The organism is Olivibacter sp. EAT-5 (genome assembly GCF_044784325.1).
Taxonomy (GTDB): domain Bacteria; phylum Bacteroidota; class Bacteroidia; order Sphingobacteriales; family Sphingobacteriaceae; genus Olivibacter; species Olivibacter oleidegradans.
Map to the genome: position 1 here is coordinate 3,596,830 of NZ_CP173028.1, position 23,356 is coordinate 3,620,185.

A 23,356-nucleotide genomic window follows, 5' to 3' on the forward strand; every position below is an offset into this window, starting at 1 on the left:
TTATTCTCTTATCCATTGTAAACAGCAGTTATGCGTGCACCACTTCTTTTTATTTTAGATTCGCAATGGCATGATTTGAGCCATAGCGGATATAGGCTTTTGTTTGCGTTAAGAAAAGTTTTTACATCATTCATGTAGCCCCAGGCTACACTTTCGGCATCGGTCTTGAGTCTGATGATCTCTTTCTCTTCGGCCGTTTCCGAATATTGGTTAAGTTTTTTGGCAATGTTTGTTGCGGTAGTGTGGATGTTCTGATTAACCAGGATTCGAGCATGAGAATAATAGACTAATGCCGGTTTTACACCTTCGAAAGCAACGTCATTACCGTTCAGTTTATAAATTTTACCATTAAGCAGATCCAGGTATTTTTGTTCGGTTGGTGTTGCGGTGTGTGCAGGATTCGAGGCGATTTCGTCGTTATATGATTTTATATATTTTATGAATTCATATAGAAGAGCCTCTCCAAGCATCAGCCCAAGGTCAAACTTTTGTGCATTTTTAATGTGGGTATTCACCCTTCTTTCAGCGTTTATATTTGAAGAAACGTCAACAAGCCCTGTAAAATCACTAAGCGTTATTAGCAGATCCATCTTCTATTAAATTAAAGTCGTCCAATTCCATCATGCTGTAATCGCCGGATGGGTTAATAGTTGTGTGGAACAATTGCCCAAGTCTTCTGAAGACCTCTTCGAAAAGAATCCTTTCGTCAACTGTTATTGTGTTGAAGTACCTGGTTGCATCCTGAAGCTGCTGCTGGTTGAAGTAACCACCGTCTGTGATGGATAGAAGGATTGCCGGAATGAGATAATTGCGCATAATCTTTCTCATTACCTTATTGTCTGTATATTCGAACAGCTTATCGTTCAGAGCTGAAGGTATTTCCTTGATTTCAGGCGCGTCAATATCTTCTCCACCGCTTCCCGTCTCACCTTCAGTCTCGATCATCATAATCTGGCTTCCATCCGGACCAACAAACGTCTTCAGGTTACCGAGAAATTCCTGCCTTTCGTCCTCGTCCTCGAATTTGCCTTTGCGGATATACACTGTTTTGGCCGAAAAATTGTTCTTTAAGTTGTTCCTTGTAGTCCTATCGGAATCCACTTCTGCAAGAACACTTTCCAGAACGGGATCAAAAGAACATAAAGGATAGCCATTTTGGTCTACAGAGTAGTAAAAAATCTGCCCGTTATAATTCTCCCAACCACCGGCAGCGAGAACTTGCTTTTCGATAATTACCGGATCAGGATTAAAAGGATGATACCATTTGATATCATCCTTTTTAATGCTGTTCTTTATTTTTCTCGGCCAGTCGAAATATTCAGCTATAAGGCCTGCATGATCAGTTTCGTCGAGCCCCAGACGATAATTTTCAAACGGCCCGAAATAAAGTTCAGAGATCTGATAAAGTGCATTGTAATTGACCAGGATAACAAAGCCCTGATATTCCGCAAAATCTTCCGATAACTTTCTCAGCAGCTTATCACAGGTAAGCCCTTCATCATTAATGACCGACTTGTAAAAGGTAGTGTCTTTGAATCCCTTTCCCCTGATAAACTTGGCATATACCCTGACACACGAAAATGTAGTAGAAGAAGCCTTTAGGATATCGTCCATTCGTTGAGGATATAAATTGTCCTCATCATATGCCTGGATATCATACTGCTTAACCTTCGCATAAGTTTTACGTACCTGATTTTTTGGAATACTGGCAATCATCTATTATCCCTCCAGTTGTTTCTTGAATTCGTCGATTTGCTTTTTGACTTCCTGTCCTTCTTTGGTTAGCTTTTGGTTTTTGGGAAGAGCGTTGTAGATCTCTTCAGCTTTTGATAGCTGCTCTACTAAAGCCGCCCTACCGTCACTATCCGTCTCCATAACTGGCTGCTCTCCGGTTGATGCTTGGTTAACCTCTCTGGATTTGTCCTGGTCTTCATGTTCAGAAGAACCAGGCTCTCCGCTATCAGTTCCGCTATCGGAATCTTTGGCTTCTGGTTCTTCGAGCTTATGTACTGTCGAATCTTCTTTTGGCTCACCATCTTCCGAATCATCAGGTACCTCACCAGTTTTGAGCGGATCAGTTTTGCCTTCTGGATCATTACTGTTAGCGTTAGGATCTGCTACCGGTTCGTCGTCCTCAGCCGCATTAATCTCTGATGTAGGTAGCTCCAGTAAAACCTTTCCATCCTCTCCAACCGGATATTTTTCGAATTCAGAAATCAATTTCGGACGCTTGCTCAACAACCGGATTGCCAAATCATCTGTTAATGTCTCGTTCGAGATCATTTCCGCACTTCCAAACTCAAGCTGTATGGCTACATTTTTTTTGAGCACGAATTTTTTGGTCGACATAGTGTTAACCTGGTCTTCAGTAAGTCGTATCAGCTTACCGTAAGCGGCTACTGCGCAATCTCCGCATCCCTTCTTGATCGAATCTTTGAAAACAGCCTTGTAAAGGCTCTCAAGTTCAGAAATAGTTGCTTCGTCACGATTTTGGATCAAACGGGCCTTGCCCTTCAGTTCCTGGATTCTTTCGAAATATGATTTTTTGTTCATGATTTTAAGTAAAAAAGGGGCGACACTCATGAGAGCCGCCCCAACCCAATAAAAACATCCCTTAAATGAAAGATTTTGACCGATTAGGGTGTAGGCTCTGTAGTCAATGCTGCAATTGCCGCTCTCGTAGCTGCTAAATCAGTCACGAAGAATGATGCAGGTGGTCTTGGCTCTTCCTGATCGGTGACACTGGCAAGCTGGAGCGTCCAAGCTCCGCCTGATGCAGCATCATTTATGTTTCTTATGGTCTGAGCAGCCAGCTCTAATCCCTGGTCCAAACCGTAAATTTCAAATACACTGTCCCCTGACTTCATTTTATTCTCTATGATCACGAAAAAGGCACCTACCGCCATCTTCATGATCTCCTGTTTTGTTTCAGAAGTGTTCTTGAACACTAAGAAATTAACAATATGATTAAAACGAGTCGAATAGTCTCCCTTAACAAGATCCACCTGGGGAGCAGTTGACTTGTTCATACCTTCGTACTTATAGCCACGTGCATTGGCCTTAAGTGCAATGGCGGTAACAAGTAAAGGATTGGTCGCATCACGGGTGATCGTATCTATATCATCCCGGTTAAAAATGTAAATTGTAGATTCAGCACCGCCAAATATGGGATTGTTGCAATCGTACAATTGGTCTTTCGCTATTTTTCCGCAAGTTGTAGCCATAATCAATCCCTCCTTAGTAAGCGGCCATCACCCTGTAGTCCTCAACAAGGACCGCGTCAAGGTTAAATCCGTAATCCATTACCATTTCCTTATTGCGCTTGTCATAAAAGATATCAAGCTGAGCAAGATCGTTCTCCTCTTCTACACCTACTTGCATATTACGTCTGTCTAAAAGGACTGCGCGGTGTGGTAGATTGTATTTGGTGCCGTTATCTTGGTACGCCTTAATAGTGCGATCCCAGAAATTGAACGCAAACACACGAACGCCGTCGATCTCAATGTACTTGAAACCTGTTTCTGTACGCTCGTAAGCGATATCTACGTTATCGTTCGCACGTCTTTCGCGTTTGTACTGGTCAACTAATGATTTTGTTGCGACGATGAATACATCTGCTTCAGGCTCGCCCTCTACATTTGTATCAACTAAGCGTTCATCTGCGTTGTCCAGTAATCCTTGAAGAATGTTTGTTGCTACCCTATTGGTAGTATCTGTTGTGTCAAATCGTTGAGCAGCATAGGTAGCGCCTGCATTCTTAGCAATAGTGACTCTTTGCTCAGGGTTGGCTGCTACAATGGCGAATATTTGCTTAAAGAAACCATCAATAGGAGTGAAGTATTCCACATCCACACCGTCGGTAATCACTCCGCCATCAGCGACGTTTTCAGCAGTAATATCTCCGAACCAGATAAGGCGCAGAATCGCCTCGAGCATAGCTACTCCAACTCGACTTTCGAGAAAGTTAGCGAAGTCGGTATCCGTTAAATCCGCTTTTTCAACTCCACTCTTTAAGCCGTAGACGGTGAACTTATCTAGTAAGTCCTTAAAACATTCAACAAATCGATCCTCTATATATTGAGGGTCCCAGAATTTTTCGGAACTTGGTATACGGTTTGGATTTTCATCAGGAGCACATCCAGCTGATTTTTTACCAGAGAGTCCAAGAAGACCCAATATAACGATCTGACGTTTGGCAACGATGCCGGGAACCACTGTGTGGAACTGCTCAAGCGCAGGATTGTTGAAAACTTTCTCCCAGATTGCCTCCTTTATGCCTTTGACCTGCTCAAAGGTAAATTCAACATTGGTTAGATCTAAAGTACTTGCCATTATAAGTAGTTGTTAAAAGTCAATGAATAAGTTTATACACCCGTTGGCCTACTTTTTATTTTTGTAGGACTCCCGTCTTTTCCGCATCTCCTCGCGAAAATTATCCGCCTGGTTGGTTTCCTTTCCCTTTGAAAAGTTCTGTTGGCGGTTGGCTGGTTTGCCCGCGCTTTTTACGTTCTTGATCTTGTTAAGGATCGAGTTGGCCTCCTCCAGCTGCTCACGAAGCTCAGTGTTTTCGGTCTCCAGGTCTTTCACTTTATTCTGAAGTTGACGCAGACGGCCTTTATTCTGAACCTGGTCATCATTGCCACCATTTGCAGCGTCATCTTCTTCGTCCTCTTCCACGGCAGAAACTTCACCATCGGTAACCGTGATGATTCTACCATCTGCAAGTTCGATCTCTCCATCGGCTGTTACTTCAGTCATTTCGGGATCATCATACACCGCTGTACCTACATTGAGTTCACCATCAAAATAGATGGTTCCGCCGTCGGCTGTTTCAGCTTCAGCGTTTTCAAACTTGAAAATGTCCTTGAAAGCACGTACAACCCGGTTGACAATGCTCTTGTTCTCCTTGATAAGGGTTTTGCTAGTTTTTTTTGTAGCCATTTTAGAATTATTGTTAATAAGAAGTCTATTGCAGTATGTCCTCATATCTCGAGGCATATTGTTCATGTAAGGCTGTAGGGAGTTGGTTATAACCTTGATAGCAGATCCCGAAGCTATCTCATCACAGAAACCTAGAGAAAGCGCTTCGCTTGGTTTTAGCCATGTCTCTTCGTTCATCATTTCGTGGATAAGGTCTTCGTCCAGACCCGACTTGAATGCGTATATGTCAACTATGACATCCTGGATTTTATCCAACATTTCCGCTTCTTTTTTCAGCTCGTCGGCATCGAGCATTCCACAAATTCCATTTGTAGGCTTATGTACCATCAGAAGGGATCCCCGCATCATGATTACAATATCTCCAGCCATTGCTATAACCGAAGCTATACTGGCAGCGATACCATCGATTACCACGGTGACGCGTGCACTATGTTCTTCCTTGTAAAGCATAATGGCGTTGTAAATCTCCCACCCGGCAGACACAAACCCACCTCCCGAACTGATGCGGATTTTAAGATCATCACCAGCAGCTGCTTCAATCTGTTTGATTATAGTTGCAGCATCCAATGGGTAATAGCCTATGTAGTATGGCCATCCCCAATCGTCAACTCCGTCGTGTATTTTGATTGTCGTCACGTATCAAAGGAGCAGTAATAAATGACACGGATATTGTAATAGATTTTACAAATAGCTACTTTCGAAAAAAAATAAATATGTTTAATTTTTACTTTGAACTTTCAAGTCCTACTGAGTGGTTACAGGTTGTTATTGGGTTTTTAGGAATATGTGGACTGTTATGGACATTGATACTTCAACGTCAAACACTAAAAAGTCAGATGGAAGTTCAGAGAATGGAAGCTAAAAGCCATACTGCAAATCTTTTTCCTGAATTTGAGATAACAATATCGCAGCACACTGTAGATCCAGATTTAATGGAAAACACAGTTAGTATCTCTCTACAGATTCTCTTAAAAAAAAACATGGTGCATGATGTTCGAGTTGAATTGATTAAAAGTAATTTTGATATAATCGAATATGATAATGAACAGCTTAAAATTCCAACAGATAGACCCTTCGTGCCTGGACAAACGATTCGCTTCATGTGCTCATTCGATAAATTTGAATATAATAATAAATACGACTCTATATATTTTGAAGATAATCGGCCCTATTTTGATTATTACTTTGGATATAGCGACACCTTAGGTAATAGATACGCACAAGGGATTAGGGTCTTTGCATATAAAAATTACTATAAGCAAATAGCAATGAGAATGACAAGACCCAATGATCAATTCTAGGCTATTTAAAGATCCGCAATGCATTATAAATTGTTTTTTGAGCACATTGAAACGTCTCTTCGGCCCATGTTATAGCTGTCATTCTAGGTACACCGCTAGACGTTTTTGACGTTACGTAGTTATAAATTTCTCGGTAGAACAATATTTTGGATGGGATAAATCCGTTCTTATGAAGCAATTGTAGGTCTCCGCTCTTTTCTAAATCCTCTATCACGTCAATTACTTTTCTCATATGGTTCTCTTAACTTCAATGTTGTTTACTTGTTCACTTGCACTTATAATTTCCTTGACACTCACTACTGGAGTAGGAAGACCTCTGATAATAGACATAATCATCCTGGCTGAAGCAAGGGTATTGTCTGCATTTTGTGTTGCAAACGCCCTCGTTAGTCCTCCGTCGAATATACCGCCACTGGCAAAGTGAGGTGTTGGACCGGGCACTGAGAAATCTCTACCTCCAAACGACGTGTTGATCGTGCTTAGTAGATTCCTGATAGATGGAACCCTCATCGCTTCAGATACTATAATTCCTTCTCCGGATCTTAGTTTTGCATTGATATTGTCCGTTTTGCTATAACCGGGCAATACCGTCCCCTTGCCGTCGCTTATAAATTGCCCACCACCGCTGTAACCAGGTACTTCGGTTGTCATTGGCTTAAATAAGTTTCTAGCTGCTACAATTCCAGCACCAAGTGCTGCTAATGTACTTGTGATGGCAACAAGGTTTAACGGCCATAGCAATTTGCCTTGTGAAGCAACGGCTTTTACCTGTTCTTGAATGATCAGTATATTGTTCTGTAATTGGAGTGCCGCATTAGCCCTCGTTTGAACATCGGCGGCAATTTTTGCAGCCCTCGAATTTTTACCTAGTGCGGTTTGGAAACTTGTTGAGAATGAGTTGAAATTTTGAAGAGCTAAATCATTTGTCTCTTTATCTAGAGCCCTTTTTTGCGCTTCGTACTCCATCTTAATAGCTGTCGTGTCCTGACCGGCTCTAAGCGCAGCATCAATCTGCAGTTGGTATGAAGCATCTAAATAAGCCTGCTCGGCCAACAGTCTTTCCTGATCCGTTCCCGCTGTGGAAGCTCTTGCTTCCAGTATCCGTAGAGCTTCCTCTTTGGCTTTTAAAACTCTTTCATCAGCCTGCTCTTTTAATTTTTCTGTACGCTGGCGTTCATATTCTGACTCCAACGCATCCCGAACCTTAAGCGCGCTTTCCCATACTTCAGTTAAACCTTCTTCACCGGCCTGTATTCGTTCGGCTAGGTCCGTGATCGTTTCATCCTGTTGCTCTAACCGACGTTGGTGGTTAACTTTCAGCTCCGCAAGCTCACGTTCACCTTGATTTTTAATAGATGAAATCTGAATGTCTTCCAGTGTTCGAAGATTGTCACGTAAAGCAACTAGATCTTCTTCCTGAAATTGTTTCCGTAGAGCAACCAACCTAGCATCTCGCTCTCTTACCAATTGCTCAACTAGCCGATGGTTATTTTTATGGAGTTCGATCTGCTCTTGGAAAGATCTGATCAAATCATCTACTTCTCGTTGCCTGGCGGTCATCGTAATTTGGGCAGTACGCGCAACGGAATCAGCATACTCCTTCTCCAGCTCTTTTTGTTTTTCAAGAGTTTCCTGCGCCTTCTGTGCAGTTTCTTGTCTGATAGAATTAATCTTATTGTTTAGTTCGATCTGCTTTTCAGTGCTCTCTTCCTGCATTCCGTAAAGCTCGATCTCCGCCTGTCTTACTTCTTCATAATCAGCCTCCGTTGCTTTTGTCATAGATAGCTGTTCCTTCATCAGTCGGATCTTTTCCTTTTGAAGGCGAATGCTCTCGTTCAATTGATTCTGCTCAATACCCAAAGCCTGTTTGGTAGCATCCAATCTGGTTTTCTCTGATTTGGTAACATCTTCGGAAATAAACTTAAGCTCACTAATACGCGCTTTTGATTTTGCTCGCTCTACATTCAATCTTGATTCAGCTTTCTCGATATCCTGTAAGCCTTTAGCAATGGCCATTGCTTGCTTAAACTCTATGGCCATCTCTTCACCGATACCTTTAACAGACTTTCTGAAATCTTCTAATGCGCCCTTCAGATCTCCAGTAAATAGTTTGACAATCCCGGATCCGAAGTCTGCAAATCTATCAAACACGACGTCCAGTACCGCACCTAAACCTGATAGAACCTGTTTAACTTTATCAATGGCTGTTTGACTTTTTGAAAGGTAAGCTATTAAAGACCCTATCAATACTAATATTGCACCGATACCAGTCGATATTAATGCAACTTTTAGTACTCGCAATGATTTACTGGAAGCATCTATACTACCAGTTAGCTTTAAGAAGTTTTTGACTCCAGATAATAACTCACCATTGAACGGAATATATTCTGATATAATATCTTTAAGAGATTCACTGAAAGTTGCATTAACTTTAGTATGCTCAACGGTAACCGCTTCTGCTTTCTTTTGGGCTTCTTCAGCCGCTTTTAAAGCTTCGGTTTCGTTTTTTAGTGCTTCGGTAACGCTTTCAATCTTGTCCTGAAGTTCTTTTCCCTGAGCGCTCTTCCTTTCCGTCTTATCCAGACTTTCGTATTGAAGGATAAGTGCACCCAACTGACCTTCTAATCCCTTTACAGCATCCCTGTAATTACCTACATTACGCCTGTTGTCTCCTATGGCACTTTCCTCTTCCTTCAAGGTGTCAGAAATAGCCTTTATCTGTTTTTGAAGTCGTTGGCCTTCCTCGGTATTACGCTTCTGCTCTATAGACATAGCGTTATACTCAGCTGTCAATATGGATAGCTGGGCGCGTAAAGCATTGTTGCTATTCGCTGCTTGATCCATCAAGGTAACGTTAGCCTTTAATTCGCTCTGTAATGCTCTTAACTGTTGAGCGTTTTGGGTATACTGAACACTTCCCAGCTGTCCTTCTTTACGAAGGTCAGCCTGTTGCTTTTTAAGGTTATCTATTGTTTTAGCGATCTCATTTGCCCGCTGCGCGTACTGTGCCGGATCAAGACCAACCTCCAATATTATTCTACTTCTTTCCTCTGCCATCTTACATTCTTATTAATTGGACCTGACACGGTTCTCCTTCAATATATTCATCAACGCTATTTATGTAGAAGTTTTGACCAGACTCCGTATCATACAATGGTCGGAAATGATCCAGGTCCGCGATATCGGATTCATTTAAAAGGTAATATTGTCTTACTATCCTACTATCGACGAGCATTCTTTTAAATTGGAAATAATAGTTGTTAAGAAAGTATTCATAAGAAAGCGTCATATCGAAATCATCGGACGAAGAAAATAGTGGCATACTGAACAAGCCTCCACTTTCGGGATTCTCAAGCTGATCACCATTTCTAAGCAAAAGGGTTGGATCGAAAACCAATCTATCAAGCAGTATGCGTGGTTGAGTTTTTATCGAAAACTTATATTCGTCGTTTTCGTGATCTGGATTCTCAATTTTGTTAATTGATGAAATCGAGTTACCATACGCAAGGACGGTTTCACTCGCTGCGAATACACTTGTAATAATGGTTGCTTCCGGAATGAGATTTTCATTTCGTATGATTAAGGTTCCGGCACCTAAACCTTCTTGTACCGCATCATCATCTTTGAATACAGCTTTACTTGTTTGTCCATATTTATCGGAAATTTTGAATGATATTTGAGGTCGATCATTTACTTTTTTATTATCCCATATATAAGGGTCTGTCTTCCTGGCGTACAATTCATTAAAATCTTTAAAAACAATGTGTTTTTCGCTAGTCTGTACAATTGGAGCTAAGCAATAGCGTTGCAGGATATCCTTGATAAAATCTTTTTGGTTAATCTCAGGTAGATTAGCCGCAATATCAACGGTTTCTCCATAAATGAGTTCTCGTTCTACAGCTATAACTTCCATACTATAGCCGCTGTCGATAGTCACATCTAAGGCAAAACCTGTTTGCTTTCCGTTAATTCTTAATCTCACTGCGTCACCTTCTTTCAGGAAAACATCAGCAGTAATTGTTTGCTCATTCTCCCTATATTCAACTCCTTTATCTTTTGGAAAATAACCCTTTGTTGCTATAAATGGCCATCCTGGATCTCCGACTCTACCCCCAGGTCCCATACCGGTATAATTGGGATCACTTTTCTGGATACCAAGTCTGATCGTTGGAGCTCCAAAATCACCCCAATCATTACCTTTGTAAACGATATTAAACCGAAAAGTTACTTTAACCTGAATATTTGCTTGAGCTACATATTGGGTGCCATCTACATTTGCTAAAAAACTGTTTGCATTATCGACATCTATTACCTGTAAATTTAGAGCCGGTCTAGAATCCCATAGCCAATCACTAAATGAAACAGCTTGGTTACTTCTGGCAAGTCCGGCAAAATGATCGAAATCATAATCCTTTGGGAGCGAAAATGTGTCATTGGAAAACGGTATTATTTCTCTGACAAAGGTTTGCTCTTCTAAAAAATTGCCTTCGTAAGTGTATCCCGCTTGTGTAATTATTTGATGAAAAAGCGTTTTTACGAAAAAAGCTGGCCTGAATAATTTAACAGATAGATATTTTGTACTGACATCCTCAGCGAACAAAGGCAATTGCCCGTAAGCTATAAATGGATACTTATAACCTTCCGTATTTAATTGGGATGATCTAATACTTTCTATGGTATAAGGGTGATTGTAAATCGACAGGTCCAGAGCTGAAAGACTTTTTTGACCAATGTATTCAAAAAAGTCTATGATGGTATTGTACACTATCACCTTTATTCCCTTTTCGTCAGCTTGGACTATCTCTGCACTCCCAAATGAGATCAGTTCTTTTCCGTTTTGCAACAGCTTAGCTCTTAGCTTTATATATGGGTTATTAGTATTGATGGCGGTAATATCAATGAATTCTAAAATGCGTCTATTTCGTTCGCTCCAAGGCAATACTATTGTGTTACTTATCGATGCTTTCCGGTTTTCCACTTCCCCAAGCATGAAGACAGCTGATTGCAAGGCAATGGGTTCATCATTTTGCGGAAGGTCAACCAGCATATTGTTAAGGTATAGCTCTTTCATAATCTAGTAATGTTGAATGTTATTTTTAGGGAGATCAATAGAAAGAGATATTGAAGCGGTTTTATTTTGGCTGTTATATAATGGGAAAGTCCCGGGTTGGATAGTCACGGTTTGCCATTTATACGGGTCGGTATCAACTAACATTTGTGGTTTAATCCCCGATAATAGCCACTCAAGTGCTTTGATATTTTCCGGCAAGATAAAATCGGCACCGACATCAACAGATCTAGAAGCTGTTTTTTGAGTTACGTAATCAAAGGTATCCGTGTTCTCCCAATCAAGTACTGCCCTGGTAATTGTAACGTCATTCGATATACTAAGGGAATGCTGAATATTATATCCAAACCTAAAGTAGTCCCAGGCGCCAAGATGATTAATCCATTTTAGATATACCATTTGCTCTCCAGGGCAAGGCCTTCCAATCCTGATAGTTTTCTTTTGTGTTATATAATGTTTAACCCCACTTTCGAGATAATATACCTGTACCGTTAGGTATTTTACATTATTGGCTAGTCCAGAAGGCAGTAAAATTCTATTGACTCCTACTGCCGCCGTTAGGTGTTGTATATTACCCTTAAGATCCAGAATAAATTTTCCGTCGCCCGTAATAAGATAGCTTCCGTTATCAATTAATATATAACTTCCGACAATACCCAAATTCACTTCAGCTTTGTTTATATCCAACGCAGTATATTCCACATATATCTGTTTACTGCCAAGCTCATCATTGAGGATAAAAGAAATGTCATAAGGAAGCCCCAGCCAATAAATCGGCTCATAGAAGTCAGTAAGCCATTTAGCCAATTTATCCGGGTTAGGCTCATTCAGAAAAGTCACATATTCCATCATATTGCCACCGCCTTTTTCCAACAGTTGCATTGCAGAATATGTTACATAGAATGTACCTGGTATCACTTCCCAATCTGACTGATACGTTCCCCAAGCTTCAGCAAATCGAACAGTATAAGACGTGCATAAATTAGGGTCGTTATATGCCAGCCTATCAAATGAGGATGTTTCTTCTGGAGATACTAGAGAGCGAAGGAATGAAGATATATCAGCCCGAATCACATTGTTGGCACCTGGTGAATGCCTAAACGTAATAACCTTACCACCGGAGGTGACTTCTGTTACAATAGTGTAATCATCTGGGTATCCGAATATTTCAATTGTTCCAAAGCTATCACCAGACTCTGGAGCTACTGGTATTAAGAATATACCTATATTAAATTGAGGATCAGTAGGCGTAAAGTATCCGCCTGGTTTAGGAATACCAGACCAATTTAACTGATCAGATAAATGCCGTATCCCATTAGCAAGCCCCAACCTATAAGCAGACACCGACATATAAGCACCAATTCGCGTTGTATTGGGGATCGGATCGCCATTCATGTCTTCAGCTTGACCTTTAGTCGCCACGGGAAAAATGATGGGTTCTGGATTCCTTTGATACTTAAACACGATCGGATTAAACCCTGCATTGAAACGGCTGAAATTGTTTAATGATACCTGACGTTCCGGAGTTTCTAGTAATACGGATTGCATGTTACCTATTGATTAAAAAGTCAAAATCTGATTTTATCTGGTTAAGAAAATACTGCTCCAGCTCTTTCTTGAAAGCTTCTATCTTATCTGGCGCTGTAGCCCTCAATAACGCGTTATCATTACGAGCACCTAACCTGTAAAGCTGGGTTCCTTCCTTTTTGATCTTCATCGCTATTCTGTAGGCACGATCACGGGGAATACCCCTTGCAGAACACCAGTCAATAATATTCGATATAGGAGGTAACTTGCCAGGGCCACGGCCGCCAAAGGTGAAACTGATATGCTCAGCTCCAATGAGCTTACCACCTGTATGAGTTACGTCTACGACCTTAATAGATCTCTTTGTTCGACCGGTAGCATTTCGGTTATGTGTGTCAAGATCTTCTATCAACTCATCACGCACCTGTGTAAGAAACTCAGTGATAAGCTCAATGTCGGTCTTTATTTCAGCAGCAGTCATCATCCCCTCGAGTCCTTTTCATTTTAGTTTATGTGCAGAAGCCACCGGGAACCACTGGCGATAATCTAAACCGCAACTCAACACCACTAACATTAGTATCATATGCATTGATAACTGTGATGTATGATGCCCTATCAATCCAGTCATAATTACCGGATTGATTCAGCATATTGACAAACATTCTGGCTAACTGTTTCATCTCGTCAATTACGGCATCACGTTGCACCCCGGTGTGATCTAAATCATGTTTGTCCAAGAAGCGGATAAACATATTAGGCCTATCGAACACGCCCGATGAAGTAGGGTGGAAATAAAATTCCCCAGATTCAACTTCCAACATTTGAACCTGGGGATATGCCATATTATCGTTGGCATTTGCTTCGAACACATCCATGTAATAGAATGCCGGTTGTGTTGGTAGCCTAATTGCAAAGCCTTCCATTTCTGTCCTTATACTCACTTCTTCCTCCTCATTATTTCGGCGTAAGCCTTTTCGAACTCTCTTTGCTTTTTATTCTTCAGCATCTTGACAAACACATCGGAATAGGGTAGGGCCTTAATATCATCCCATTTCAGGATATCTCCACCGGATAGGGCATCTAGTGTGTTGATGTCCCCAAAAACTTCGAGATCCTGTATACCAGCCTGTATTTCTTCAGCTGTATAGTGAGAAGCCAATACTTTGGCTTCGGCATTAACCATTTCGATAGTTTTCCCAAAAAAAAATTACCTAGCTGGATACCTTCCACAAACTTCAACTCCGACCTCACTATCTCAGCAAATTCCTCAGCTCTCGTTTCATTATATTTTGAACCGGTGTAAGCAGCATAGAGAAAGTGAGCGATAATTCGGTCAAAGTCGTTGACTTCGGAATACTGTGGATCCTCTTTCTTTTTTAAGATAATTAGATCCTTCACGATACGGGTTGGCCAAAAGGGAAGCGACTCCAATTCTTTACTTACTTTTACCTCGCTGCCCAGAATACTAACAGATTTAGGAATGGCTACTTTCGCAGGAGATGTGTTAAACTTTTGTATCGATGCATTAAGCAAATTGGTTAAAGCCATTACATCCTGTAATTGCTTTGCTTTCTTTTTGGTATACTTAATTGAACGGAGCTCTGGCTGATTCTGTCCGGTTAAAACCTCTATTATCTCAAAGGCTCCCATCGGTTCATCGTGATCGCGTTCCCAGTTCCTAAGGTCCAGGAACTGACCTAGTGTAATTTCACTGACATCGGTCGGTATGTTCAGCGTTACGTTTCCTATTTTAGTTTGAATTGACATTTATTGGGTATAAACTTCTAGTACAATTCTTAACGAAAAAAAATGAGAAATCAAAACGATGCACGTGATTTACCGGGTTTTTTCTTTCCATGATGAAATAAGATAAACTGAGCCAGTGCATCGGCGACATCTTTTTTAACCTTTGGAAACTTAAGGATTCCCTGGTCTGCATCGTGATAAAGTTTATCGGCCTGACTTTTCCGAATAAAGACAAGCCCAGCCTCAGCAAAAGGCGTAGCCATCTTGTTCCGGGCAATCTTATCCGCTCCACCATCGACTTTTATTTCAACGGCCGGAATGCCCATATTCTTAAGTGTCTGCTTAGCGCTCTTTCCGGAAGCTTTTGCTTCTATGTAATGGGTGGGAGGTATGGTCTTCATCCAGGCAATCAGCTCAGGGAATTCGAGATAACGCCAATCAACCCAATCTATATAAGAGTTTACCCCCTTCTTACCTCCGGTGACATGGGCACTGGCTGCATTCTCCTCGTCTTTAGTCAGCGCGGTATCCCAATGGCTGCCATAGTTGTCGAGTTCACTTGGACTCGGGAACTGCGCATCTGGTATTTCGATAAGCCATTTTTGCCAAATTATTCCGCCTGGGGGAGACGGAACCTGATCGATCTGGCCGGCATAAGCTTCAGACCCTAAATCAAGTTTCAGGTCAGCCAAAACGGTAGTACCTAATCTGTATGGATCTAATAATCCGTTTATATAACACTGCTTATATTTTTCGGGTTTTACGTGATCGGACAACGTGCCAGGTAAACATATGTGGTGAATCTTCTCACCTTTCTTCTTCAGAAGGTGTCCAGTTGGGTCGTTGTAATCAAGCCGCTGCATAACGAGCTCCGTTACGGTAACATCTTTATTGGTTTTTCTGGATGGCAAAGTCTTATCGAAAAAATCATTCGTCTTAAGCAGCTCAGCAGCAGAAGCTGCCTGCTTTGGGTTTAGTGGGTCATCTATTTTCAGGATATCCGCATGCTTAGATGTTAAGGTACCGCCAACAGTGAACGCATAAAACTCACCATTTTCAGTAGTCTTAAAGTTGTGGCCTGCATCCTTATCCCTTCTAATTATGGTCTTCGGAAAGTAGGTCCTGTATTTTTCGGACCGCATAATCAGACGTATATTATCGGATATTCCCATTACCGCCGAGTCAGAATAGGATCCAACGAACTCACGGATCCAGGGCGCGCGGGAAAAGTCCCATGCTGTACCCATGACGGATATAATAGTTGTTTTAGATGTGCCGGGAGGAATATTAACAATGATATCGTGAAGCTTTGGAAGTCTCTTAAATACCCGTTCAGATGCAGCCTGAATCTCGTTACACAACGCTTCCATGTGCCAGTTCCATACGAGATCATCATGGATGATCACATTCCAGAACTCCTTTACAAAAAAAGAGAGCTTGCGGTTGCACTGCTCAGCTCTCACGTGGTGAAGCGATATGTTGGGAAATCCCTTAGTCTTCATCTTCAACCATCCCTAACTTTTCGGCAATAGATGCATACACTTCCAGTTCTTCATCCGTTAGCTGTGACAGATCAGGGGCCTTGTTTATCTGTACATTGCCGGTGATCTGTTTTTTATCCACAAGTAAACCATTAATTTTAGCAATGTTGATAAGAGCGCTGTCCGCTGAATAAAGTTCAATTTCGGGATTACCATACTTATCGTATCCGAACTTCTTAATACGCCCTGCTTCCTTATCCTGCGTAAGAGCCACTAAATCAAGAACCACATCATCAACCTCTTCCATTTCTGTTTCGGTTCTGTACGCATCGGGATCGCGTTCCAGTAGGATCTCCATGCGGATGATATTCTCTTTCATGCCATCGATCCTATTTTTGTGCTGCGCTCTGCGCTTACCATCCATCTTGACCCGCCTCGAAAATTCTTCCTCAATTTCGATTTCCCGTTTAATCCTGGCTATAACCTGTGGAAGAGGAACTTTGATTTCTTTTTCCCGTTTACGCTTTATCTTCTTGAAGTAACGGTTAAGGTCTGCCTTTGCGATGTCGGTGATCATTTTCTCCGTTTCTGACTTTCCTAAATTCTCTTCCTTAAGACGTTTTTGGATCGCTTCCTGAATATGAGGTTTTCTGAGGTTCTCATGTCCGATCTCAGTTGCCGATTTGGGGCTGTATCCTGCGTCTCTCGCTGCTTGGGAAGCGTTGAACCGAACTATGTAGTAATCAACGAAGCGTTGTTCCTTTGCGGTGAGCTTTTTTGTTTTTGTACTGTCTTCACTCATTTCCATACCCTCCAGTACAATTATTAACTATTTTTATTGATTTAAGCAAGTTTTGGTGTGGAAGGGGAATAAAAAAGCCCCTAACGGGGCTGGATTAAACATTCCACTAATTATCTTGGCTTTGGTTTTGGCGGAGGGATAATATGGCAATTAGGTCGATCACTTGGAAGTGGACAACCACCATTGCCTCGGTTTGCCATTGCATAGGAAAAAGACGAAACAATAACAACCGCTACTGCCGAGAAGATTAATTTTGCTTTTTTCATTTGTATTATTTATTTGAGGTTAAAAAATTGCCCGAAGGCGGTAATTACTTGTTTAATGCTTTGATTAAGGCGTCGGCCAACGTTACAGCATCTTGTGCGTAGGTGTCTGCCATTTCTTTGCTTATGACTATATCAGCTTTACATGAATCGTTTGACACAAGGCCCTGCAAAGCCATAGATGCGAAGTATTCGCGTTTGCTCATTCCTAGAAACTCTTCATGTATGGTTTCAATAGGATAGGCTGGTTCGTTTGGCAATGTTTTCATAATGTTGTTTTTTAATGGGCGGGTATTACACCGCCCTTCTTGTTAGTTAAATACTCCGCTAAGGAAGTTCTTCAAAATTGACAACTGTATTTCATTTAATTCGATCCCGTCATTCTTACCCCCTGCATTGATGAATAGCTTCCTTCCGTTGTCAATTAACTGTAAGACTATCTCTCCGTCTGCCGTTTCACCATCTTCGATGTTTGGATTGTTACTTATGTACAATTGCTCGTCTACGATGATTAGGCTGCTAGTTTCTGATTTTGTTTTAATGTAACTCATTGTTATATCGTTTATTGTTATTTGATAAACAAATATAATACAAATGTTTTATATATTCAAATGAATATAAACTTTTTGTTTTATATTTTTTCATTACTTTTGCGTATGGACTTGAAAAAATTTTTAGAAGAGAATCCCATCATCAATCAGGCGGTTCTTGCGCGGGAAATGTGGCCTACCAATAAATCGGCGCGATCTAAACTAGCCAATAAGCTAGCGGAGAACATTGTGGGTACCGGCAAACAACGGATCACGGAAAAAGACTACGAAGACGCTAAAAAGGTATTGAAGCAGCTAGCCGAAAGGATCAACTCTCTCTGATTAGTGTATGTTTAAGCCTATTGGCTTGTAATTGGTCCCATACTTCTTATTGTATTCCTCAAGCCTGTCAACGTACTCTCTATAAAGCCGGGCCTGTTTCTTTTTATCCTCTGTCCTGATGGGTGGAGCTGGAGGAGGTGGGACTCTTGGTATACGAAAGCCCTCGGGGTGATTCCGTTCCGATCCGCATAACCGACAGACTTTAACCCGTTTAAATGAGGGAAGATACAACATGTCCTTTTCCCAATGTCCGAACCGTTTGCAGAACAAATAAAAGAGGCTGAACATATTTCGATTTTTCATTGCTAATATTTTTAGTTTGATTTAATTTTGCTAAATGGAACAGGTTATTCATTCGAGAATAGGTTTTACCTGGAGGGGTAGACAGATCATAGCCAGGCTTGAAATAAAGAAGGCTATTATCGGCCCAATCACATACACGGTGTTTGCAAATAAATCCTCTGCCATTTACCTGTTCCGGAAAATAGAGGGGACCTGGCAATTGGTTTACGGATCCCCTCCTGATGATCTCAAGATAGCTCTGATAGAATCGCTTTCTTCAAAGTTCGAACTTGATAACGTCTAGAGTCCTTTACCGTATTTCAGTGTTCTGATCACAAGCTCCTTCTTTATCTGCTCGATTACGGATCTTACTTCTTCCTCCGGTGTTGTATCCTTTATCCTTTTAACCGCTTTTCCCCAGCCTTTGCCATATTTGATTCTTACGACATAAAAGTGCCAACCATTACCAATCCATTCTTTACCGTTTGTCTTGGTCTTTTCGATGGTGAATGTTCTTCCATTGGACTCTTCAACCGTCAGCCAGTCTTTGCCGATCAAATCCGGATCTGGAACAATGGAATCTTTCCCGTGTCCGCTAAACTTATTTAGATGCATCTATTTTTCCCTCCCTGCTTCTTTTAACCAGAACTTACCTATCTGGCTCCACATATCCTCCATGCATTCTATCGCTTCGTTATCAGGCATTGCACCTACCTGATCCCTCATAACAGCAAGTGATTGTCCATATCCACCCATAAAAGCCCGTCTCGTTTCCACGCGCTGTGCCGGGTGCATACGATCCTCCGATAGCTCCATACGCTTCAGGTAATCCTGATACTGCTTTTCCAAATCAACTTTTCCCATGATAATAATAGCCTCCTATGTTTTTTTATTTATTTAATATCCAACCTGTTTTTTGATAGTTTATAGTTATACACTTCCAGGAACATTTCCTTATACTGGTGACGGTTAATGCATTTGGTAAGTGAGCGAGGTTGATCCAGTATCTTACTCTTGAAATACTCTTCATCGAAGCCTTCTTTTTCGAAAAGGGTAGAGATGATATCCATCACCGAAGAATTGTATGCATAATCATAATAATTACGGAGCCACTTCAGGAACCTGGCCACACGATAGGCATGCTCTATGTTACGGACATCTATCTTGCCGTCACGGACACCTTTTGAGTTTGAATGACCGTCCATCGAGATCATTTTAACAGCTGAGGAAACATTTATTTCGGGGTGATCATTAAGGAACTTACTTAACACATTGAAGCCAGGAGCTTTTTCAACAGTATAGTAGTTTACATAGTCCATCATGCTCCAGTTCTTTTTAACAGAGTTAAGGTCCGCTATATCCTGTTTCTTCAGGTCATTTCCCTGGATATAGTAAACTTCAATTCCCAATTGTTTGGCGGCCTCGAGACGGTGCTGACCGTCTATGATCCGCTTATACTTATCGACAACGATGGGGTTCAACGCCAAGAGGTTATTCTTCTTGATGGCGGCTTTAAGTTTGTTAACATGTTTTTGATCGACTTCCCGATTACTTCCGATCATACCGAAAAGTGAATAATCATTTGTCTTTTTCATTGAGTTATTTTATTGGGTTAAAAAATTAGAATAATGTTCCCTGCGGATCCGGTCTCTTTTCCTCGAGCAGATCCTTTGTGGCTTTATCAACCACCCGTTCCATTGCTTTAGCCTGGTTGAGGAAAAAAGGAGTTCTGTTAGAAAAATAATTGTTCTGAGCGTCCCTCATATCCTTGACCAGTTTTGCGTACTCTTTAATGTCCTTCATTTCATTATAATTAACATTCAACTTCCAGGTCATCCTCCCAATCATCGTCATCACAATGATCCTAATCATCACAGTCGCATCTGCAATCGAGTCTTTCACCGAAACATATGTCATCGATATCACCGTTACAATGACATGGCATTCCGCAATTTGGGCATGTATGTGCCATAGTATTTATCCTCCTTTACTTTCTTTTTTATCAATCCTTACCATAGGTCTAATACATCTTCCATCATCTGTTAATTTAAATTGTGCCGAATTGAGAAAATCAATTAAACTTTCAATGTTATTACCACTTTCAATTGAATCATCCTCCCAAAATTCATTAGTAGACCAAGACCCATCACTAAACAGTTCGACGCCTATCGACACGTTGTTTCTCTTTTCGAAACTATCCATTGCAATTAGTAACTTATCCATGGCTGACCTCCCTCAATTTAACCCACCCATACGAAACAAGGTCATCAACGCTTAATCCCATCCATGGTAATGCATAACCTTTTGAGCGGAGATAGTCAACCATATGTGGCTTATATGCGAAAATCACCTTAGTACCTTTTGTTTTCCATCCATTTTCAAAAAACTCCACAGTTAATCCACTTTGTACTGTTTGTTCGGCATCCTCATCACTGATCTGTGATAATGGACTTAGTTCTAATATTGAACTATCATAAATTGGAGAAATGTAGTTTTCGTTGACAACCTCTAATTTATGTCCGATAAAAACAGGTTGCCCCCAATAAAGAGCAAAGAACCTAGCTTTGTTCTCAGACGTGTTTTCAAGTTTATTCATTGTTTACTCCTTTCAGTGCTTCTTTGGCTATCTCATCGCCTTTAATCGAACACATATTGTTTTCTATCAGATATTCCAAAGCCTCCCTAAGCTTTTGGTTTTCCGCTTTGAGCCGTGAAACATGAAGTTTTAACTCGAACATCCTGTCGGCAACTTCTTTTTTGTCATACTTCCACTTCTCTAGCTCTTCGCGGAGGGAGTTTATCCCGTTTATTTCGGCCGCGATCAATGCTATATCATCAATTTGGCTGTCTAATAGATGCAATCCATATTCATCGACCATATGCTCAAATAGCCGATATCGTGACCCCGTTTGTTTGTTTTCTTGGTTCATATTTATTTTTCTAAATAGTCCTTTATTTTATCCAGTGTAGATCCCGTGACGAGTTCGTCCGGAACTACCCTTATAAGCCGCCATCCAAGAGCATTGGCCCTATTATATTTTTCCATATCTCGGATATAGCCTTTCCCCCTTGTATGACGGCCATTGGTCCATACACCGCCCTCCACTTCGATCGCAATTTTATGAGAGGGAATGGCATAATCAAATCGCCATCTTCGTTCAAGATCGAACCGGTATTCAGGTACTATATCTATGCTCATCGATTGGCTGACGGTAAGGATGAAAAGATCACTTTTGGTATTTTTATTCACAGTTCCGGAAACTTTTCTATCACTTTTGGAAACTTTGGTTACACTTTTGCGAACAAACGTTCCGTTCTCCTCCACAAATCCCATCTTCGTCAACTCGGAAAGTTTGAACCTTGCCTTTGCCATTACCGTTTATACTTTGATCTGATCGCTTCAGGATCCTTACCCTTTTTGGAAAACACAACAACGTTACCTGTAAGCCCAGGTACCGGTATATGTTGCATAGTTGAATAATCGACTTTAGGCGCTTTTACCTTTACCCTTGATGGATCTATCCGTTCGATCCCGTGTTTCTTTATGATTGAATCGAACATATATTCACTAAGACCGTATTGTCTCATGAGAGCGGCTCTGGTACGGTACCCGTATTGCTTACGGATACCTTCAATGATTTCTTCAGGTACTTCTTCCAATTTCATTTTTTTGTTTTTGATGTGATATAATCTGATGCGTATTTTGAAAAGTGACAGGCCTCGCTGCTACGGTCACGCTCACGCTGTTCCATGGCCGTGATTTCCGAATCCTTTATTTTACGGTGATCCTGCATATTGTATTCTTCAAACCATAGTGTACGTTCATCTAGGTATTGATCTAGCCACAACATGATTACGTTGCCGTCTAGCCGTCCGTAAACCTTCCCGAAACCACCCATCATGATGCGTTTGAAGCAAAGTTTGAAATCATCAGGCTTAAGCATCCAGTACTTTTCCCGGATGAGATTTACAGTCAAGACCACCTGTTGCTCACTCATGTTCTGCTGGATATTGAAAAACTCAGATAGTTCTATTATACCGACTGTAAGCATCGCCCTGACATATATTTCGCCCGCTTCTTTGCCCAGCTCCCTGACGATACCGGAAAGCGATTTATTCCCGCTTTCGTAGATACTCCGGTACGTTATCGGATTCAATCCCTGCCATAACATTTTCGGCGAGGTTTTTGAGATTGCTGAGGTCGCTTTTTCCTGTTGAATTACCTTGACCTCTTCCTGTACTGACTTCTGCATAATCCTCCTTCTTTAATGGGAAAAAGCCTTTCCATCCGTTGGAGATAGACTTATTGATGATCATCACCGCATATTTAAGTTGTCGGCCCGATTTGTTGAAAAGGTCTTTGAGCGCCGATTGCTCGGAATCGGCCGTTTTGTACTGGAACCTATGTTCCCGTTTCTTGTACTCTTTCCATCGTTTCCACAGGTCCGCAAACTCTTCTTCAGCGAACGGAAGCTCAATGGATACTTTTTCTTTTTTGGCGCAACTTTTTTCTTTTTCAACATTCTCAATGTAGTCTGCGGCAACAATAATCTCCTCGTCCGTCATCCCGGACGGAACGGCCGTTCCCTCTTCTTTACTTTCCTTTACTTTACTCTTCTTTACTTTACTTTGTGTACTTCCGTCGGTATTAACCGAGTTTTTGACGTCAATAACTCCGTTTCTTCCGTCAATAATCCAGTAATCCGAATTAATTATGATTTCAGACCGTTTGAGAGTCGACGATTTGAAACGGCGCTGGATCTCTTCGGATGTAAGAATGCTGTACCTTTTATACAGCTCTTCATCAAAGAAACCTACCTGTACGGCCTTTGCGATAACTTCCTTTACTGCGCCCTCGGATACCCCAACTTCGTCAGAAATATCAAAAGGCAGATCTTCGTCCCACTCGATGTAATAACCTTTATCACGGTAGCTATTACACAGCAGGCAGATTAGTATGGCCGTTGATGCTGCACCGCAGGCACGGTTTATCTTTCTTACTTTCCGGTTCTGAAAGAAGTCCACGTCAATAGTAAAATAATCTAATCCCTGTTTGGTAGGTCTGGCCATTAA

The 23,356-nt window shown here is 41.3% G+C and carries 32 protein-coding genes; 3 read left to right on the top strand and 29 right to left on the bottom strand.

Annotated features, from left to right (window positions below; translation table 11 throughout):
• Nucleotides 1–8: 8 nt before the first annotated feature.
• From ACH11B_RS14755 to ACH11B_RS14780, 6 genes are all read right to left on the bottom strand, one after another.
• Nucleotides 9–590 (bottom strand): hypothetical protein, encoded by a 582-nt coding sequence (locus tag ACH11B_RS14755; protein ID WP_377609857.1) that lies wholly within the window; start codon nucleotides 588–590, stop codon nucleotides 9–11.
• Nucleotides 568–1,716, bottom strand: coding sequence for a hypothetical protein (locus ACH11B_RS14760; RefSeq protein WP_377609855.1), 1,149 nt, complete (start codon nucleotides 1,714–1,716; stop codon nucleotides 568–570). The genes ACH11B_RS14755 and ACH11B_RS14760 overlap by 23 nt, the downstream gene beginning before the upstream one ends.
• 3 nt (nucleotides 1,717–1,719) lie before the next feature.
• The gene (locus ACH11B_RS14765; protein ID WP_377609854.1) at nucleotides 1,720–2,553 is read right to left on the bottom strand and encodes a hypothetical protein; all 834 of its coding nucleotides are present in this window, start codon (nucleotides 2,551–2,553) and stop codon (nucleotides 1,720–1,722) included.
• A gap of 83 nt (nucleotides 2,554–2,636) precedes the next feature.
• Nucleotides 2,637–3,224 (bottom strand): hypothetical protein, encoded by a 588-nt coding sequence (locus tag ACH11B_RS14770; protein ID WP_377609852.1) that lies wholly within the window; start codon nucleotides 3,222–3,224, stop codon nucleotides 2,637–2,639.
• Nucleotides 3,225–3,237: 13 nt separating this feature from the next.
• Nucleotides 3,238–4,332 (bottom strand): hypothetical protein, encoded by a 1,095-nt coding sequence (locus tag ACH11B_RS14775; protein WP_377609850.1) that lies wholly within the window; start codon nucleotides 4,330–4,332, stop codon nucleotides 3,238–3,240.
• A gap of 48 nt (nucleotides 4,333–4,380) precedes the next feature.
• Nucleotides 4,381–5,577, bottom strand: a complete 1,197-nt coding sequence (locus ACH11B_RS14780; RefSeq protein WP_377609848.1) for a head maturation protease, ClpP-related — start codon at nucleotides 5,575–5,577, stop codon at nucleotides 4,381–4,383.
• Between the two features lie 77 nt (nucleotides 5,578–5,654).
• Here ACH11B_RS14780 and ACH11B_RS14785 point away from each other — a divergent pair, with 77 nt between their 5' ends.
• Nucleotides 5,655–6,242: a hypothetical protein gene (locus ACH11B_RS14785; protein WP_377609846.1), complete on the top strand. Its 588-nt coding sequence runs from the start codon at nucleotides 5,655–5,657 to the stop codon at nucleotides 6,240–6,242.
• A gap of 228 nt (nucleotides 6,243–6,470) precedes the next feature.
• Here ACH11B_RS14785 and ACH11B_RS14790 read toward each other — a convergent pair whose 3' ends face one another.
• From ACH11B_RS14790 to ACH11B_RS14840, 11 genes are all read right to left on the bottom strand, one after another.
• Nucleotides 6,471–9,299, bottom strand: a complete 2,829-nt coding sequence (locus ACH11B_RS14790; RefSeq protein ID WP_377609844.1) for a hypothetical protein — start codon at nucleotides 9,297–9,299, stop codon at nucleotides 6,471–6,473.
• 1 nt (nucleotide 9,300) lies between these two features.
• Nucleotides 9,301–11,313, bottom strand: a complete 2,013-nt coding sequence (locus tag ACH11B_RS14795) for a hypothetical protein (protein WP_377609843.1) — start codon at nucleotides 11,311–11,313, stop codon at nucleotides 9,301–9,303.
• 3 nt (nucleotides 11,314–11,316) lie between these two features.
• Nucleotides 11,317–12,858 (bottom strand): hypothetical protein, encoded by a 1,542-nt coding sequence (locus tag ACH11B_RS14800; protein WP_377609841.1) that lies wholly within the window; start codon nucleotides 12,856–12,858, stop codon nucleotides 11,317–11,319.
• 1 nt (nucleotide 12,859) lies between these two features.
• Nucleotides 12,860–13,321 carry a hypothetical protein gene (locus ACH11B_RS14805; RefSeq protein ID WP_377609840.1) on the bottom strand — a complete coding sequence of 154 codons (462 nt, stop codon included), beginning with the start codon at nucleotides 13,319–13,321 and terminating at the stop codon, nucleotides 12,860–12,862.
• Nucleotides 13,322–13,346: 25 nt separating this feature from the next.
• Nucleotides 13,347–13,778, bottom strand: coding sequence for a hypothetical protein (locus tag ACH11B_RS14810; protein WP_377609838.1), 432 nt, complete (start codon nucleotides 13,776–13,778; stop codon nucleotides 13,347–13,349).
• Between the two features lie 139 nt (nucleotides 13,779–13,917).
• Nucleotides 13,918–14,604, bottom strand: a complete 687-nt coding sequence (locus ACH11B_RS14815) for a hypothetical protein (protein ID WP_377609835.1) — start codon at nucleotides 14,602–14,604, stop codon at nucleotides 13,918–13,920.
• 50 nt (nucleotides 14,605–14,654) lie between these two features.
• Nucleotides 14,655–16,085 (bottom strand): hypothetical protein, encoded by a 1,431-nt coding sequence (locus ACH11B_RS14820; RefSeq protein ID WP_377609833.1) that lies wholly within the window; start codon nucleotides 16,083–16,085, stop codon nucleotides 14,655–14,657.
• Nucleotides 16,075–16,872: a terminase small subunit gene (locus tag ACH11B_RS14825; protein ID WP_377609831.1), complete on the bottom strand. Its 798-nt coding sequence runs from the start codon at nucleotides 16,870–16,872 to the stop codon at nucleotides 16,075–16,077. Before ACH11B_RS14825 ends, ACH11B_RS14820 begins: the two co-directional genes overlap by 11 nt.
• Before the next feature lie 104 nt (nucleotides 16,873–16,976).
• The gene (locus ACH11B_RS14830) at nucleotides 16,977–17,132 is read right to left on the bottom strand and encodes a hypothetical protein (protein WP_377609829.1); all 156 of its coding nucleotides are present in this window, start codon (nucleotides 17,130–17,132) and stop codon (nucleotides 16,977–16,979) included.
• A gap of 44 nt (nucleotides 17,133–17,176) precedes the next feature.
• A complete protein-coding gene (locus ACH11B_RS14835) occupies nucleotides 17,177–17,398 on the bottom strand; it encodes a hypothetical protein (RefSeq protein WP_377609827.1) in 222 nt (73 codons plus the stop codon).
• A 42-nt stretch (nucleotides 17,399–17,440) separates the two neighbouring features.
• Nucleotides 17,441–17,680: a hypothetical protein gene (locus ACH11B_RS14840; protein WP_377609825.1), complete on the bottom strand. Its 240-nt coding sequence runs from the start codon at nucleotides 17,678–17,680 to the stop codon at nucleotides 17,441–17,443.
• A gap of 105 nt (nucleotides 17,681–17,785) precedes the next feature.
• On the opposite strand from ACH11B_RS14840, the gene ACH11B_RS14845 reads away from it, so the two are divergent.
• Nucleotides 17,786–18,001, top strand: coding sequence for a hypothetical protein (locus tag ACH11B_RS14845; protein WP_377609823.1), 216 nt, complete (start codon nucleotides 17,786–17,788; stop codon nucleotides 17,999–18,001).
• Here ACH11B_RS14845 and ACH11B_RS14850 read toward each other — a convergent pair whose 3' ends face one another.
• Nucleotides 18,002–18,304: a hypothetical protein gene (locus ACH11B_RS14850; RefSeq protein WP_377609821.1), complete on the bottom strand. Its 303-nt coding sequence runs from the start codon at nucleotides 18,302–18,304 to the stop codon at nucleotides 18,002–18,004. It abuts the gene before it with no gap.
• A 34-nt stretch (nucleotides 18,305–18,338) separates the two neighbouring features.
• Here ACH11B_RS14850 and ACH11B_RS14855 point away from each other — a divergent pair, with 34 nt between their 5' ends.
• Nucleotides 18,339–18,587, top strand: a complete 249-nt coding sequence (locus tag ACH11B_RS14855) for a hypothetical protein (RefSeq protein WP_377609819.1) — start codon at nucleotides 18,339–18,341, stop codon at nucleotides 18,585–18,587.
• Here ACH11B_RS14855 and ACH11B_RS14860 read toward each other — a convergent pair.
• Genes ACH11B_RS14860 through ACH11B_RS14910 form a run of 11 tightly spaced genes read right to left on the bottom strand, consistent with a single transcriptional unit; the run spans nucleotide 18,584 to nucleotide 23,353 of the window.
• A complete protein-coding gene (locus ACH11B_RS14860; RefSeq protein ID WP_377609817.1) occupies nucleotides 18,584–18,898 on the bottom strand; it encodes a hypothetical protein in 315 nt (104 codons plus the stop codon). The genes ACH11B_RS14855 and ACH11B_RS14860 overlap by 4 nt on opposite strands.
• Complete coding sequence (locus ACH11B_RS14865; protein ID WP_377609815.1) at nucleotides 18,899–19,147, bottom strand: hypothetical protein; 249 nt, start codon at nucleotides 19,145–19,147, stop codon at nucleotides 18,899–18,901.
• 29 nt (nucleotides 19,148–19,176) lie between these two features.
• On the bottom strand, nucleotides 19,177–19,878 hold the full coding sequence (locus tag ACH11B_RS14870; RefSeq protein WP_377609813.1) for a ParB/RepB/Spo0J family partition protein: 702 nt from the start codon (nucleotides 19,876–19,878) through the stop codon (nucleotides 19,177–19,179).
• Nucleotides 19,879–19,903: 25 nt separating this feature from the next.
• Nucleotides 19,904–20,200, bottom strand: a complete 297-nt coding sequence (locus ACH11B_RS14875; protein ID WP_377609811.1) for a hypothetical protein — start codon at nucleotides 20,198–20,200, stop codon at nucleotides 19,904–19,906.
• A gap of 60 nt (nucleotides 20,201–20,260) precedes the next feature.
• On the bottom strand, nucleotides 20,261–20,506 hold the full coding sequence (locus ACH11B_RS14880; protein ID WP_377609809.1) for a hypothetical protein: 246 nt from the start codon (nucleotides 20,504–20,506) through the stop codon (nucleotides 20,261–20,263).
• Nucleotides 20,499–20,879: a hypothetical protein gene (locus tag ACH11B_RS14885; protein ID WP_377609807.1), complete on the bottom strand. Its 381-nt coding sequence runs from the start codon at nucleotides 20,877–20,879 to the stop codon at nucleotides 20,499–20,501. Before ACH11B_RS14885 ends, ACH11B_RS14880 begins: the two co-directional genes overlap by 8 nt.
• Nucleotides 20,872–21,213 (bottom strand): hypothetical protein, encoded by a 342-nt coding sequence (locus tag ACH11B_RS14890; protein WP_377609806.1) that lies wholly within the window; start codon nucleotides 21,211–21,213, stop codon nucleotides 20,872–20,874. The genes ACH11B_RS14885 and ACH11B_RS14890 overlap by 8 nt, the downstream gene beginning before the upstream one ends.
• A gap of 2 nt (nucleotides 21,214–21,215) precedes the next feature.
• Entirely contained in the window at nucleotides 21,216–21,656 is a 441-nt protein-coding gene (locus ACH11B_RS14895; RefSeq protein ID WP_377609804.1) for a hypothetical protein, read from the bottom strand.
• Nucleotides 21,656–21,949 (bottom strand): hypothetical protein, encoded by a 294-nt coding sequence (locus ACH11B_RS14900; protein WP_377609802.1) that lies wholly within the window; start codon nucleotides 21,947–21,949, stop codon nucleotides 21,656–21,658. The genes ACH11B_RS14895 and ACH11B_RS14900 overlap by 1 nt, the downstream gene beginning before the upstream one ends.
• Nucleotides 21,946–22,455, bottom strand: a complete 510-nt coding sequence (locus ACH11B_RS14905) for a hypothetical protein (RefSeq protein ID WP_377609801.1) — start codon at nucleotides 22,453–22,455, stop codon at nucleotides 21,946–21,948. Before ACH11B_RS14905 ends, ACH11B_RS14900 begins: the two co-directional genes overlap by 4 nt.
• Nucleotides 22,397–23,353 carry a DUF4373 domain-containing protein gene (locus ACH11B_RS14910; RefSeq protein ID WP_377609799.1) on the bottom strand — a complete coding sequence of 319 codons (957 nt, stop codon included), beginning with the start codon at nucleotides 23,351–23,353 and terminating at the stop codon, nucleotides 22,397–22,399. The genes ACH11B_RS14905 and ACH11B_RS14910 overlap by 59 nt, the downstream gene beginning before the upstream one ends.
• Nucleotides 23,354–23,356: the final 3 nt, after the last annotated feature.